Here is a 14019-nt window from a genome sequence, read left to right as displayed (position 1 = left end):
GCGGAGCCCCCGGTTAACGGCGGAAGGCAGGTTGCGGCTTGGAACCCCATTTGCACAGGCTGGTCGGCTCGAAGCCGAACTGCCGCGGCTGGTGACTGTTCTCGTCCTCGATGGCATCGACGCCGACCGAGTATTCGTAAACCATCCCGTCTGGTCCCTTGAAATACAGGAACCGTGCCCCTGATGTCGGGTGGCGCCCCGGACCGAAGACGATCTCGACGTTCCGATCCGCAAGGAAATGATAGGAACGAAGGATGTCGTCGTTGTTGGTGACCTGATGGTTGATATGCTGGACGCCCGGCTTGTCCGATGCCAGAAGCGCGATCGTGTGGTGAATCTCGTTCACCCGCATCAACGGAATGTCCCCGATCCGGTCACTGACCCGAGCGTTGCAGACCTGGGTCCAGAAAGCCTCGTCCCGGACCGGATCGGTCGTGTAAAGGCCCACATGGCTGAACCCGGTGATGCCGGCGTCGCGGGTGGCGAAGTAGCGCTTTCCGCTCCGCTCGGGGCGGACGGCAAGTTCGATCCTGTTGCCGGTCGGATCGCGGAAGGCGACGAAGTCCTTGACCTTGCGGCGGGCGCATTCGTCGGCGGTGCCGCGCTCGACGCGGTGGTTCATGCGGTCCAGGGTATCAGCGGCCGCCAGCAGCGCCGCCTCGTCCTCGACCTCGAAGGCCACGGTCTGATCCTCCGGATCGCCCTCGAAATAACACAGCGTGTGGCCGCGCTCGTCGGATCTAAAATAGACCGCATCGCGGCGCTGCTCGGCCACCTCGAGACCGAGAAATTCAGTGGCGAAGGTCGTTGCGCCTTCAAGATCCCGTGTGCCGAGACGGGCGTAGCAGACGTCCTTGAGTTCGATCATGTCTCATCTCCTCCTTGTGCGGCGGCCGGATCAGGTCCGGGCTAGAGTTCCAGTTCTGCCACACCCTGCGCCCTGGAACCCCAGGAGCAGAGCGAATACGGATCGGCGGCGAACTGGCGCGGACGGTGCCGTGCGGGATCGACCTGCGCGGTTTCGGTCACAAGGTTGTAGAGCAACCGCTCAGGTCCCTCGGCCATCAGAAAGATCTGGCCTGATGCGGCCTGGCGCCCCGGCCCAAAGGGAAGCCGGACCTGCCGGGCCTGAAGGTGATACCTGTTCTGCATCACCAGCTCGAGATCCTCGACAGCGAAGTTGATGGCCAAGATCCCTGGCCGGTCCGAGGGATAGAGGGCGATGCGGTGATGCAGGCTGTCGGTGCCCAGATAGACGATCTCGCCCGCCCTGTCGCGCAGATCGAAGCCCAGCAGATCGCGCCAGAACGGCAGATCGCGTTCGGGAGAGGCCGAGCGCAGGGCGACTCCCTCCAGCCCTAGGATCCCGTTGTCGCGCTGTGGAAAAAAGCGGATGCCGGAATGATGCGGACCCTGCACCAGGTCGATGACGTTGCCCGAAGGGTCCGAAACCCTGATCCCCTTGCGCACGAACAGCCGGTCGCAGGCCGCGCGGTCGTGGCGTTCGACGGAATGGCCCGCCTCTTGCAGCTTCTCGGCGATCAGGTCCAGGTGCTCAGGGTCGCGAAAGGCGATGCCCACCGATGACGGCCCGTCGGGGGTGAAGACTAGGGTGCGGCGGCGGATATCGGAGCGGAACCAGGCTTCCCCCTCGCCGCCGGGTACAGCCTGAAGGCCGATCATGTCCCCCGCGAAGGCAGCATGGGCCCCCACATCGGCCGTCACCAGCCGCACAAATGCGATGTCAGCAGATTGCATTATGCAAGATCCCTCCCCCGGGATGTCATGCCTGAGCAGGTGAGCGGCCCGCGCCACCCGTGGCTTTTCCTTGCGGCATGCCGCCTTCTCTCCCGGCGATGCGCTATGGAGACAAAATTACGCTGCCCCCTGTCACTGTCAATAGTTGCAATCGAGACTTCCGGATATTAAGAAAGTTTGTGGGAGAGACCTGAAGGAGGGGGCATGGCCACGCCGACCAACGAATCCGTGGTGAAAGCCTTTCGCCTGCTTACGCTGATCGCGGGCGAGCGAGAAGGGATGACACTGGGCGAGGCAGCGAGAGAGACGGGGATGACGGTGCCCACGGCGCACAGGTTCCTCAAGACGCTGGTCTCTGTCGGCGCCTTGGAGCGGGATGACGAGAAGCGTTATTCCCTGGGCAGCGCCCTGCTGCGCGCGGCGCCCCAGACCTCCCGGATCCCCGACGTGCTGGCCATGTTCAACCGCCACTCTGAGAGCCTGTGCCATACCCTGCGCGAGACGGTTCATGTGGCAACCTTCGTGGACGACATGGTGAGATACATCGCCAAGGCTCAGGCGCCGCGCAGCCTGCACATTTCGACCATCGTCGGCACGACCCTGGAAGCCTATTGCACCGGGGTCGGCAAGGCCCTGCTTGCATTCATGCCACCCCTCGACGTCGAGCGATACATGGGTGGCGGAACCTTCCACCCTCTGACGCCCCGGACCATCACCAACACTGACGCGTTCCTGGCCGAACTGGAGAAGATCCGCACCTGCGGATACTCGATCGACGACGAGGAGTTCGAGATCGGCCTGCGCTGCATCGCCGCCCCGATTTTCGTCCGCGACAAGCCGGTGGCCGCGATTTCCTGCTCGGGTCCCTCGAGCCGGATCGAGCCTTCGGTCTTTTCGATGATCGCTGCGGAAGTCATGCGCACGGCCGCGACCATCGGACGCGAACTGTCCTCCTATGGGCTTGACGAACAGCAGATCAGGTTCCGCTGCCCCTGACCTGCGGCGATCCGGCCCGGGCCGACAGCGCCTCGACCACCGCATCCGCCCCCATAAGATCGGCATATTTCGCCGCCATGTCCCGCAGCGACTGGTCGTGGGCGTCGGGCCAGCGGTCCCCCACGGCCTCGGGCACGACGATGGGGCGAAATCCGTACTGGATCGCATCGACCGTCGAGGCCCGCACGCAGCCACTTGTGGTGACGCCGCAGATCACCAGCGTGTCGACGCCTTGGGACACAAGGCGGCTGGACAGATCCGTACCGAAGAAGCACGAGGCGTATTTCTTGACCAACAGCGTGTCCGCGGGTTCCATCTCCAGCCTGGGATCGATCTCGGGGCCGTCGCCGTCGGCACCCAGGTCGGTATGCCCGCCGATCTTGCGGCCCCAGATGCCGGCATCCGAGAAATCCCGGCTGTCATAGCGCACGGTTGAGAAGATCACCGGGTGGCCAGCATCGCGGGCCGCGCGCAGGATGCGGTTGCTCTGCCCGATCACCGCGGTGCAATCGACACCCAGCGGACGGTGCGGATCGGTGAAGGCGCGGCAGAGGTCGATGACCAAAACCGCGGGGCGGCTGCCGAAGCCGATGCTGTTGCCGAAGGTCTGCCCTTGCGTCGTCATGGCGCCGTTCCTCTGGTCAGTTGAAGATCATCCCGCCATCCACGATCAGGCTTTGCCCGGTCATGAACCCGGCATCCTCCGAGATCAGAAAGGACACGACCCCGCCCAGATCCTGCGGGACCTGAGCTCGCGGCAGGCTCCGCTGCGCGATGAAGGCGACCCGCTGCTCGGGGCTGACGGTCTCGCGCTCGATCTCTGTCTCGACGGCGCCGGGAAGAATCGCGTTCACGGTGATCCCGAAGCCGCCCAGTTCTCGCGCCATGGCCCGGGTCATCCCGACCACTCCGGCCTTAGAGGCGACATAGTGCAGATAGTTTGCGCGCCCCATCGGCACCACCGCCGAGGCGATGTTGACGATCCGCCCCCAGCCGGACGCCCGCATCACGGGAAAGGCATGGCGGGCACAGATGAACCCCCCGGTCAGGTTGACGTCGATCACCTTGCGCCATTCATCGACGGGGATCTCGTAGAAGGGGCGCATCTTCAGGGTCGAGAAGATCGACGCGTTATTGATGAGCACATCGAGGCCGCCAAGGCGCGCCGCGATGTCGCCCACCGCCGTGGCCATGGCCGCTTCGTCGGTGATGTCGATGCCGATGGCCAGAGCCTCGGCGCCGGTTGCCGTGATGGCTTCGGCCACGGCCTGCGCGGCGTCGGCGCGCACATCGACCACGGCGATCCGATGCCCCTCCCGCGCCAGGCGCTCGGCGAAATGGCGGCCGATGCCTTGCCCGGCGCCGGTGATCATGATGGCCTTCGGGTCGGTTCCTTGCATGAGGATCCCCTTGGAGGTTGGTCAGATCAGCGACGGAAGAAAGGTCACGATCGAAGGGAAGGCGATCATGATCGCCATTCCCAGGACGAAGAGAAAGACAAACGGCCAGGCCGCGGAAAAGACCAAGGCAAGGCTTCCTTCGGCCCAGGCCCCCTTGAGCGCGAAGAGCGTATAGCCGAAGGGCGGCGTGATCCCCCCGATCGTGATGTCCACCAGAAAGAGGCACCAGAACCAGATCGGGTCGAAGCCCAGATGCTGGACAACGGGCAGATAGATCGGAATCACGATCAGCATGATGGCGATCTGATCGACGAACATGCACAGCACGAAAGGCAGCGCCAGCAGGATCACGAGCATGACCAGCGGTGGCAGATCCAGCCCGACCACCAGATTGGTGACCGCCGTGGCGCCCCCGGAAAAGGCCAGAAGCTGGCTGAACAGCTTCGAACTGGCCATGATCATGAGGATCATCCCGGAAACGAGCGCGGTCGAGGTGAGCGATTCCCACAACAATCCCAGCGTCAGGCGGCGGTTGACCGCCGCGGCGAAGATCGCGCCCAGAACGCCCATTGCCCCGGCTTCGGTCGGCGTGGCGACCCCGGCAAGGATCAGCCCCATCACCATGAGGATGATTGCGGTAAAGGGCAGCAGATCCACCACCGACCTTGCCACGTCGCCGAAGGACAGTTTGCGGCGCGGCCCGGAATCGATCGGCGCCAGCGAAGGGTTTCGCATTATCCGAAGCATCGTGTAGAGGATGAAGATGACGGCCAGCATCAGCCCAGGCACGATCCCGGCCACCAGCAAGCCCGAAATAGACACCCCGGCAAGCGTGCCGATGATGATCGTCAGGACGCTGGGCGGGATCAGCGGCGCAAGGCTGGCTCCTGCCAGGATATTGCCAGCAGCCAGGCTTGGATCATAGCCTCGCTGGATCATGCTGGGCAGAAGGGACCGGCCCAGCATGGCTGCAACGCCCATGGCCGCCCCCGACAGGGTGGCAAAGATTGCCGAAAGCAGGATGCTGAGGATGTATTGCCGTCCCCGGACCTTGCCCAGAAGCCGGTCGACGGCCCCAAGCACCACGTCCACGGCGCTGCTGCGAAACAGAATCTCGCCCATCAGGATGAACAGGGGCACCGTGACCAGCGAAAGCGTCGTGGTCGTCTCGAACAGGCTGTTGACGAACATGCCGAAGCCGGCCTCGCCGATGATGAGGCCGACGGCGACAAGGTTCACGATCATGAAGGCCACGAAGACCGGCATGCCCGTGGCCATCAGCAACAGCAAGGCCCCCATGCCGATCGCGGTGGCAGCGATCCCGGATGTCAAGACGCACCTCCGGGGGAAACCGTGGGGCCCTCGTCGGCCAGCCTTGCACCTGCGGCGCGGATGAATTGTAGGCCGCAATCCAGAAGCCCGTAGGACATCACCGCCATCAGCCACCATTTCGGGATGCGGAAGCTGGTCAGGGTCATGGTGCCCCGCTGCTGAAGCAGCACAGTTTCTGCCACGCACATCCAGGTCGCCCAGAAACAGACGGCGGCCCCGATCAGATAGCCCGCCGCGATCGACGCGCGCTGCGCCCCGGGGGGCAGAAGATCGGGCAGGATGGTCACGGCAACATGCCCTTGGGTCCGCGCCAGCCAAGGCGCCGCCAGAAAGACGGTCGCCAGCAGCAAGAAGGCGACGACATCGCTGGCCCAGCGGGTCGGGGCGGCAAGCAGATAGCGGCTTAACACCTCGTAGGTGAAGATCGCCACCACCAGCCCCAGGGCAATCGCCGCGCCATACCAAGTCGCTCTTGACAGATTGTCGTGCATCGCAAGGAGACGCGACAAGGCTGTGCTCTGTGTGTGTTCTGGACTCATGATCTTTCTCTGGTTCGATCGCTGGAGGCGCCAGTTGCGGCACCCGGCAGGGCTGGGGTGCTGATGCGGCCCGGTTTCGGTCGCATCGTCTGCAGGGTGATCAGGGCGTCAGACCCGCCTCGGCGCCTAGGCGTTTTACCTCGGCGATAAGCTCGGGATCCTGCTGTTCGGACAGGGCCATGACTCCCTCGTACCAGGCCTTGTTCACAACGGGCACGATGTCCTCGGGCAACTGTGTGATCTCCATCCCCTCTTGGGCAAGCGTCTCGCTCTCGGCCGCGCCGACCTCGGCAAAGCGTTGGGCGGCCTCGGGCTCATAGGCCTCGACGGCCTGTAGGATCTTCTCCTGAGTCGCTTCGTCCAGAGAGTTCCAGCGGTCGAGGTTCATCAGGACCGGATAGCCGCCCAGCCCGAAGGAAGGACGCATCATGTAGTCCGCCACCTCGAACCAGCGAAAGCCCACGGCGCCGATGGTGGGCCAGGCCGCGCCTTCCACGACGCCGCGTTCGAGGGAGGGATAGATCTCGGAGGCGGGCAGGACCACGGGCGCCCCGCCCAGGGCCTCGATGACCGGGTGATAGACCGGCGTACCGCGGATGCGCAGGCCCTCGAACAGGCCCTTTCCCAGCGGCTGGCGCAGCATGATGTGATAGCCGCCGTGGTCATAGAGGAAGCCGATCAGCTTCAGTCCCAGCGTCTGGTAATGCGCGTCCACGGCCTCGAAGATCCCTGAGGACCGCAGGCTGGCAGAATCCGCGGTCAGGGCCTCCAGAGCCATCGAGGCGGCCGTCTGGTTGTAGTGATAGGCCCCATTCGTCACCAGCAGGTCGAAGGCGCCGCGCGCGACGGGATCGAGCTGCTCAAAGGGCGGGATCGTCTCGGGGCCGAAGCGCGTCACCGTCAGCGCGCCGTCCGTGGCCTCGGTTATCTTGTCCATTAGCGGGTCGATCACCGCCTCGACCGGTGCATAGCTGGTGTCCCAACTGGTCAGCAGCCGCAGTTCCTCGGCGGCAGCCGCGCCGACCTGGGCAAGCCCGATCGCGCCGGCCAGCATTGCCACGAATTTCCTCATCCTCAGCGTCCTCCCCTTTTTGTCTAGTTCATGCGGCCGCGCCTCAGGGCAGCAGCCCGGCCCCTCGGCCGATCTCAGTCATTTCCGCAACCTCGTCGGGGCTCTGCTGGCCCGCCAGGCCCAGCACGCCTTCCGACCAGGCGGTGGCGATCGTCGCCACGCGCGCCTCGTCAAGCCGGGTCACCCCCATCCCCTCTCCGACAAGCGCTGCCTCCTCGGTGGCGATCATGGCATCGAAGATGGCGCCGACCGATCTTTCGAAATCCGCCCCGGCCTGCACCAGCCCGTCGCGCTGAGCCTGCGGCAGGGCCTCCCACCGCGCCAAGCTGATGAAGACGGGATAGCCGACCCGCCCGAAGGCCGGCCGCATCAGATAGCGGGACACCTCGAACCAGCGAAAGCCATAGGGCCCGACCAACGGCCAGGCGGCGCCATCGACGACGCCGCGTTCCAGGGCTGGATAGATCTCGCTGGCCGGCAGCACCACCGGCGCCCCGCCCAGGGCTTCGATCAGCGGATGATAGACCGGCGTCCCGCGGATCCGGCGGCCGGCAAGCGCGGTGTCGGTCAGGGGTTCCTTCAGGATCAGGTTATAGCCGTTGGGATCGACCAGATAGGCCAGAAGCTTGAGACCGAAGCGCCGGTAATGGTCGTCCACGTAGTCCCACAGACCGGATTCGCGCAGCGTCCGGGGGGTTACATCGAAGGCCTCGACCGCCATGGCGACTGCGCTCTGATTATAGTGATATGCGCCGTTCGTGAACAGCAGATCGAAGACCCCGCGCCCTACCGGGTCAAGCTGCTCGAAGGGCGGGATGGTCTCGGGGCCGAAGCGCCGGACGCTCATGCCCTGCCCGGCCCCCGCCAAAAGCGCCACCATGAGCGGATCGACCACTTGGATGACCACTTCCGAGCGATCGTCCCAGCCGGTCAGCAGGCGCAACTCGTCCCCCTGCGCGCGGACCGGCCGCGACAGCAGCGCAGCCGACGCCGCGCCCGAGAGAATAGCCGTTCGTCTGTCCATCATCCCCTCCCCCCTTTCGGAAATGCCCCCCGGCATCCCCCACCGGCTCCGCCCGACCGCCTAATCCCCGGGAACATAAGGCACGGCCTCGGCGGCAGCCCCCGCCATCGCAAATCCCGCGGGATGCTCCATTTCCTCGACCAGATGCGCGATCAGGCCGGCCGTCCGCGCCAGGATCGGGATGCCCCGCATGGCACGGGCCGGAAAGCCTACATCCAGCAGCACGGCCGGTATGGCACAGGACACGTTCAGCACCATGGGCCGCCCGAAGGCCTCGTTGGCGGCCCGCTCCAGTTCGAGGGCGTAGCGGCAGTGCAGGCCCGAGGTTCCTAGGCTCTGCGCCAAGGCGAACAGGCTCTGGGCGCGCGGGTCTCCCTGCCGGTGCAGCGGATGGCCGAAACCCGGCAGCAACCTGCGTTCGGCCCGGATACGGCCCACCGCCGCCGCGGCCTGTCCGGCCAGCTGGTCCGGATCGCCGCCGCTAGCCTCGACCCCGTCTTGCAAAAGCACGGCGGCATCGGAAGCCGTCCCCAGAACCTTGCTGCCGCAGCCCAGGATCCCTGCGGCCACGGCACCCTGCAATGCCTCGGGCGCGGCCGCCAGCGTCATGCGGGCCGCCGCGACGCTGGGCGTCATGCCATGTTCGGCAATCGAGATCAGCGTTGCGTCCAGAAGACGGCGCTCGATATCGCTGGGTTTTCTGCCGGCCACCAGAACAAAGTAGAATTCCGAAAAGCTGGCCTGAGGCATCAACTCCTTGGCCAGATCCAGCCCGCGGACCGTGACAGAGGTTTCATCGGCAGTCGATATCGAGCTCTTAGCACGAGCCTTTCCTACGCGCATATCCCCCCCCGTTATAGATCCTTCACGGCAGCGCGACGCGCCGTGATCGCCTGTGCCCAACCCGATTGTATAGGGGCCAACTTGTCAATCTATCCTGCGTCCCGCGTTATCAATCAGAGAGAATACCACGCCTTCCCCCGGCACCATTAATGCAAATATCAAAAACTCCCGCCGGTTACCGGGCCAAATTCTTCATTATAAAGATAAAAGCAGAGGCAGCGGCCTTCCTTCTTGCCATTGCAGGCGCAGGCTCATGATAATGCCGCCCAGACCGGTGCGCCGGAAGATGCCCGGTTCACGGGCTGCAGATGCTGGCAGGGGAGGGCCATCAGATGCTGGAGAGCATGCGGATCATCGAAATGGCGAACGTCATCAGCGGCCCTTTCGCCGGCATGCTGCTGGCGGACATGGGCGCGGACGTGGTGAAGATCGAAATGCCGGGACGCGGCGATCCCTTCCGGGGTTGGGCCGGTTCGGATGACGCCATCGCCCCGTCCTTTGCCGCCTACAACCGCGGCAAGCGAAGCGTGACGCTGGAGACGCGCAGCGAAGCGGGCAAGCAGGCCTATCTGCGCCTTGTCGGCAGCGCCGATGTGGTGATCGACAATTTCCGCCCCGGCATCCTCGACGACTCGGGGATCGGGCCAAAGAGGCTCTGCGCGGAGTTTCCCGGCCTGATCTATTGCTCGATCTCCGGGCTTGGCAGCACCGGCCCGGACCGTGACCTGCCGACCTATGACGCCATCGCGCAGGCGCGCAGCGGATTGTGGAGCCAACTGACCGACATGGCGGCGCCCGAAGCGGTCGGGCCGCCGATCTCGGATCAGTTGACCGGGCTTTATGCGGTCCAGGCCATCCTGGGGGCGCTTGTGGCACGCGGGCTGAACGGCGGTCGGGGCCAGCATGCCGAGGTCAGCATGCTGGCCGCCAGCCTGGCGTTCCAGCCCCATGCCGTCGCCGAATACCTGGCTAACGGGGCGGTTCCCGACCACACGTCGCGGGCGCATGTTTCGCAGTCCTATGCCTTTGTCGCGGCGGACGGCGGCGCATTGGCGATCCACCTGTCCTCGCTTCCCAAGTTCTGGACCGCGCTGTTGGGGGTGCTGGACCGGCACGATCTGGACAGCAATCCGCGGTTCAACCCGCGCACGCGGCGCCATGCCAACTATGACGCCCTGCGCGCCGAACTGCAGCGCACCATCGCTACCCGGCCGCGCGCGGAATGGCTGCAGATGCTGCGGGCGGCGGACGTTCCCTGCGCGGCGATCCACCGGCTGGACGAGGCCCTAGCGGACCCGCAGGTGCGTTCGCAGAACCTGGTGTCGGTCTTCGGCCGGGGATCGCGGGCCACTAGGCTGGTCGGGCGCGGCTTCGCCACCACCGGCCCCGTTCCTGACCCGGCCGACCGCCCAGTGCCACTGCTGGGCGAACACAGCGCCGAGGTGCTGCGCGACTGCGGCCTAGCGGACAGCGAAATACGGGCTGTCACCACCGCGACGCCCTGAGCCGGGCGGACCGGCCGGCCGGCTGATGCCGCTGGTGCCGGTCTTCGGACATGAGAAGGAAAGAGAGGTCACATGCCCATCACCGCAGAAGAGATCAGCCGCATCCTGGAACTGGTCGAGAAGTCGTCCTTCGACGAGATACGGATAGACGACGGCGAGCTTCGCATCGCGCTGAGCCGCAACGGCGTGCCTGGCACCGATCCGGTCCGGCCCCAGCCGCAACCTGCTTCCGCCGCCGCGCCGGCCCCCGCAGCCGTCCCAGCCGCCCCCGCTCCGGCCCCCCAGGCGCTGCCTGACGGCAACCTGATCGAGATCACCGCCCCGATCGTGGGCATTTTCTACACGGCGTCCGAGCCGGGGGCCGAGCCCTTTGTAAAGCCGGGCCAGACGATTGACGCCGAAGCCACCGTCGGCATCATCGAGGTGATGAAGGTGTTCAACACGGTCCCCGCGGGGGTTTCCGGCACTGTCGTCAGGCAGCTGGTCGAAAACGGCGATTTCGTCGAATTCGGGCAGGCGATCTTCCTTGTGCGCCCGGACGGTGCCTGAATGACGCTGCGTAGGGTGTTCATCGCCAACCGCGGCGAGATCGCGGTGCGCGTGATCCGCGCCGCCCGATCGCTGGGGATCGAGACGGTGGCGGGCGTGTCCGAGGCCGACAGGCATTCGATGGCCGCCAGGCTGGCCGACAGGGCGGTGGTGATCGGTCCGGCCCCGGCTGCCAAAAGCTATCTGGACGGCGCCCGGATCGTCGCCGCGGCCCAGGGGACGGGCTGTGACGCGATCCACCCCGGATACGGCTTCCTGTCCGAAAACGCCGCCTTCGCCGCGGATGTCGAGGCGGCCGGGCTGGTCTTCGTCGGCCCCACCCCCGACAACATCCGGGCCATGGGCAACAAGTTGGAGGCGCGGCGGCTTGCCATCGAGGCGGAGGTCCCCTTGGCCGAGGGCTCCCCGCGCCTGCATTCAGTCGAGGAAGCGCGCGAGATCGCCGGGACGGTCGGCTTTCCCCTGCTGTTCAAGGCGGCGGCCGGCGGCGGCGGCCGCGGCATCCGCATCGTGCGCCATCTCGACGAACTGGCCGCGGCCTTCGCCAATGCCTCGTCCGAGGCGCAGGCGGCCTTCGGCGACAACGCCCTGTTCATCGAACGCTATATCGAGAACGCCCGCCACGTCGAGGTCCAGGTGCTGTCAGACGGCCAGGGCACGGTGCTGCATCTTGGGGCGAGGGACTGTTCGCTGCAACGCCGCTATCAGAAGATGGTCGAGGAAGCCCCCGATTTCGGCCTGACGCCCTCCCTGCGCGAGGGCCTCCACGAGGCGGCGGTGACGCTGGCGCAGCGGATCGGCTATCGCAGCGCCGGGACGGTCGAGTTCATCGTCGATCGGGACCGGGAAGCCTTCTTCTTCCTGGAGATGAACACCCGCGTCCAAGTCGAGCATCCGGTGACCGAGATGATCACCGGCATCGACATCGTCGCCGCGCAGTTGCGCATCGCGGCAGGCGAGCGGCTGGATCTGTCGCAAGCGGATATCGGCTTTCGCGGACATGCGATCGAATGCCGCATCAACGCCGAGGCGCCGCTGCGCAACTTTGCCCCGACGCCGGGGCGGATCACCCGCTGGACGATGCCGGGCGGATTCGGGGTTCGCATTGACACCCATGCCGAGGCTGGCTGGCTGGTCTCGCCCTGGTACGATTCCATGCTGGCCAAGCTGATCGTCCATGCACCCGACCGGGCGCAGGCGGTCGCGCGGATGACTGCGGCTCTTGCCGAAATCCAGGTCGAGGGGGTGGAAACGACCGTTCCGTTCCTGCGCAGCGTCATCTCCGATCCCGACTATCAGGCCGGCCGGATCAACACGCGATGGCTCGAGGCGGCGGTCGAGCGGTTCGGCGCAACGGTGCCATTGTCGTCACAAGGGGGGAACACGGGATGAGCGACGTCGTCAGGATCATCGACACCACAATTCGCGACGGACAGCAGAGCCTCTGGGCGCTGAACATGCGCACCGGGGTCATGCTGACCGCATTGGAGCGTCTGGACCAGGCAGGCTACGAGGCCATCGAGTTCATCGTGCCGGCCGCGCAGATCAAGAAGTCGCTGCGCGACCTGAACGAGGACATCTTCCAGTGGCTTCGCCTTGGCGTGAAGCGCGCCAGCCGGACGCAGTTGCGCCTGCACGGCGGTTATCGCACCGGCATCGGCAAGGTGCCCGAAAGCATCGGCAAGCTGCTGGTGCAGAAGGTGATCGACAGCGGGATTACCCATGCCCGGATATCGGATCCCTGGAACGACTTCGACACGCTGCGCGAGGAACACGACACCATGCGGGCGATGGGCATGGAATCGGTCATTAACCTGATCTATTCCATCTCGCCCCGCCACACCGACGACTATTTCATTGGCCGGGTCCGCAAGGCCGCGGCGATGAAGCCCTACCGGCTGTGCTTCAAGGACGTGGGCGGCCTGCTGACCCCTGACCGGCTGGCCGTGCTGCTGCCGCTGGTCCAGGAGGCAGCCGGCGACATCCCGATCGAGTTCCACAATCATTGCAACAACGGCATGGGCCCCTACAACGCCGTCGAGGCCGCCCGGATGGGCATCCGCCACATCCACACCGCCGTCCCGCCGCTGGCCAACGGATCATCTCAGCCCTCGGTGTTTGGCGTGGTGCGCAACCTGCGCGCCCTGGGCCATGACGTTCCTCTGGACTTCGCCCCGCTCGAGGAGGTGTCGGAGTTCCTCACGCGCATCGCCCGACGGGATGGCCTGCCCGTCGGCCAGCCCGTCGAATACGATCACACGATCTACAGCCACCAGATCCCCGGCGGCATGATCTCGAACCTGGCCTTCCAGCTGGCCAAGGTGGGCATGGCCGACAGGCTGGACGCCACGCGGGAAGAAGCCGGGCAGGTGCGGGCCGATCTTGGCTATCCGATCATGGTCACGCCGCTGTCCCAGTTCGTCGGCACCCAGGCCGCCATCAACGTGATCACGGGGACGCGCTATGGCCAGGTCACGGACGAGATCATCGGCTATGCCCTTGGCTGGTGGGGGCGCGAGGCCCTGGAGCATATCGACTCGGACGTGCGCGACCGCATTCTGGACCGGCCCCGGGCACGCCAGCTTGCCGCGCATGTGTTCGAGGAACCGACCCTGCAGGAAATCCGGGCCAAGTTCGGTCAGGGGCTGACCGACGAGGAGCTGATCACCCGCTTCTATGTGGACGCCGACGCGGTCGAGCAGATGCGGCGGCTTCCCGAACCCCAGGCCGAACCTCTGCATGGCAGTTCGCTGGTCGACATCGTCGAGCGCCTTGCCAGGATCGAAGGGCGCCGCGAGGTGTCCTTCGGCGCCGGAGGGCTCTCGATCCGGTTGCGCGGCGGCACAGCTTGACCATGACAACCCCCAACAGAAACAAGCCGATGAATGTCCCGACCAATTCCCGCGACGCCCATCGCGACGTCTTTCCCTCGCAGCGAGGGCTGTATTACGGCGGCGCCTGGCACGATCCGGTCGCGGGGGGGAGCCTTGCGGTCAGCGCT

14 protein-coding genes are annotated in these 14019 nt (G+C 65.7%); 5 read left to right on the top strand and 9 right to left on the bottom strand.

Features of this window, described 5'->3' with window-relative positions; genetic code table 11:
• Positions 1–13: 13 nt before the first annotated feature.
• Positions 14–868 (bottom strand): VOC family protein, encoded by an 855-nt coding sequence (locus EYE42_RS15610; protein ID WP_130992241.1) that lies wholly within the window; start codon positions 866–868, stop codon positions 14–16.
• Positions 869–909: 41 nt separating this feature from the next.
• A complete protein-coding gene (locus EYE42_RS15605; RefSeq protein WP_130992240.1) occupies positions 910–1758 on the bottom strand; it encodes a VOC family protein in 849 nt (282 codons plus the stop codon).
• Positions 1759–1962: 204 nt separating this feature from the next.
• On the opposite strand from EYE42_RS15605, the gene EYE42_RS15600 reads away from it, so the two are divergent.
• Positions 1963–2754 carry an IclR family transcriptional regulator gene (locus EYE42_RS15600; RefSeq protein ID WP_130992239.1) on the top strand — a complete coding sequence of 264 codons (792 nt, stop codon included), beginning with the start codon at positions 1963–1965 and terminating at the stop codon, positions 2752–2754.
• Here EYE42_RS15600 and EYE42_RS15595 read toward each other — a convergent pair.
• The 7 genes from EYE42_RS15595 to EYE42_RS15565 form a co-directional block, all read right to left on the bottom strand.
• On the bottom strand, positions 2735–3379 hold the full coding sequence (locus EYE42_RS15595; protein WP_130992238.1) for an isochorismatase family protein: 645 nt from the start codon (positions 3377–3379) through the stop codon (positions 2735–2737). The two genes, EYE42_RS15600 and EYE42_RS15595, sit on opposite strands and share 20 nt — an antisense overlap.
• A 16-nt stretch (positions 3380–3395) precedes the next feature.
• The gene (locus tag EYE42_RS15590; protein ID WP_130992237.1) at positions 3396–4154 is read right to left on the bottom strand and encodes an SDR family NAD(P)-dependent oxidoreductase; all 759 of its coding nucleotides are present in this window, start codon (positions 4152–4154) and stop codon (positions 3396–3398) included.
• A gap of 21 nt (positions 4155–4175) precedes the next feature.
• A complete protein-coding gene (locus EYE42_RS15585; protein WP_130992236.1) occupies positions 4176–5486 on the bottom strand; it encodes a TRAP transporter large permease in 1311 nt (436 codons plus the stop codon).
• Complete coding sequence (locus EYE42_RS15580; RefSeq protein ID WP_165455828.1) at positions 5483–5995, bottom strand: TRAP transporter small permease; 513 nt, start codon at positions 5993–5995, stop codon at positions 5483–5485. Before EYE42_RS15580 ends, EYE42_RS15585 begins: the two co-directional genes overlap by 4 nt.
• A gap of 130 nt (positions 5996–6125) precedes the next feature.
• Positions 6126–7097, bottom strand: a complete 972-nt coding sequence (gene dctP / locus EYE42_RS15575) for a TRAP transporter substrate-binding protein DctP (RefSeq protein WP_130992234.1) — start codon at positions 7095–7097, stop codon at positions 6126–6128.
• 43 nt (positions 7098–7140) lie between these two features.
• On the bottom strand, positions 7141–8124 hold the full coding sequence (dctP, locus tag EYE42_RS15570) for a TRAP transporter substrate-binding protein DctP (protein ID WP_165455827.1): 984 nt from the start codon (positions 8122–8124) through the stop codon (positions 7141–7143).
• Between the two features lie 57 nt (positions 8125–8181).
• Positions 8182–8964: a citryl-CoA lyase gene (locus EYE42_RS15565; protein ID WP_130992232.1), complete on the bottom strand. Its 783-nt coding sequence runs from the start codon at positions 8962–8964 to the stop codon at positions 8182–8184.
• A gap of 332 nt (positions 8965–9296) precedes the next feature.
• On the opposite strand from EYE42_RS15565, the gene EYE42_RS15560 reads away from it, so the two are divergent.
• The 4 genes from EYE42_RS15560 (at position 9297) to EYE42_RS15545 (ending at position 13870) form a co-directional block, all read left to right on the top strand.
• On the top strand, positions 9297–10469 hold the full coding sequence (locus EYE42_RS15560) for a CaiB/BaiF CoA transferase family protein (RefSeq protein WP_165455826.1): 1173 nt from the start codon (positions 9297–9299) through the stop codon (positions 10467–10469).
• Between the two features lie 72 nt (positions 10470–10541).
• Positions 10542–11018 carry an acetyl-CoA carboxylase biotin carboxyl carrier protein gene (gene accB, locus EYE42_RS15555; protein WP_130992230.1) on the top strand — a complete coding sequence of 159 codons (477 nt, stop codon included), beginning with the start codon at positions 10542–10544 and terminating at the stop codon, positions 11016–11018.
• Positions 11019–12410, top strand: a complete 1392-nt coding sequence (locus tag EYE42_RS15550; RefSeq protein WP_130992229.1) for an acetyl-CoA carboxylase biotin carboxylase subunit — start codon at positions 11019–11021, stop codon at positions 12408–12410.
• Positions 12407–13870: a biotin carboxyl carrier protein gene (locus tag EYE42_RS15545; RefSeq protein ID WP_165455825.1), complete on the top strand. Its 1464-nt coding sequence runs from the start codon at positions 12407–12409 to the stop codon at positions 13868–13870. The genes EYE42_RS15550 and EYE42_RS15545 overlap by 4 nt, the downstream gene beginning before the upstream one ends.
• Positions 13871–14019 lie beyond the last annotated feature (149 nt).

The sequence above is a fragment of the Paracoccus subflavus genome (assembly GCF_004310345.1).
GTDB classification, from domain to species: Bacteria; Pseudomonadota; Alphaproteobacteria; order Rhodobacterales; family Rhodobacteraceae; genus Paracoccus; species Paracoccus subflavus.
This window is presented reverse-complemented; position numbering and strand designations above follow the sequence as displayed.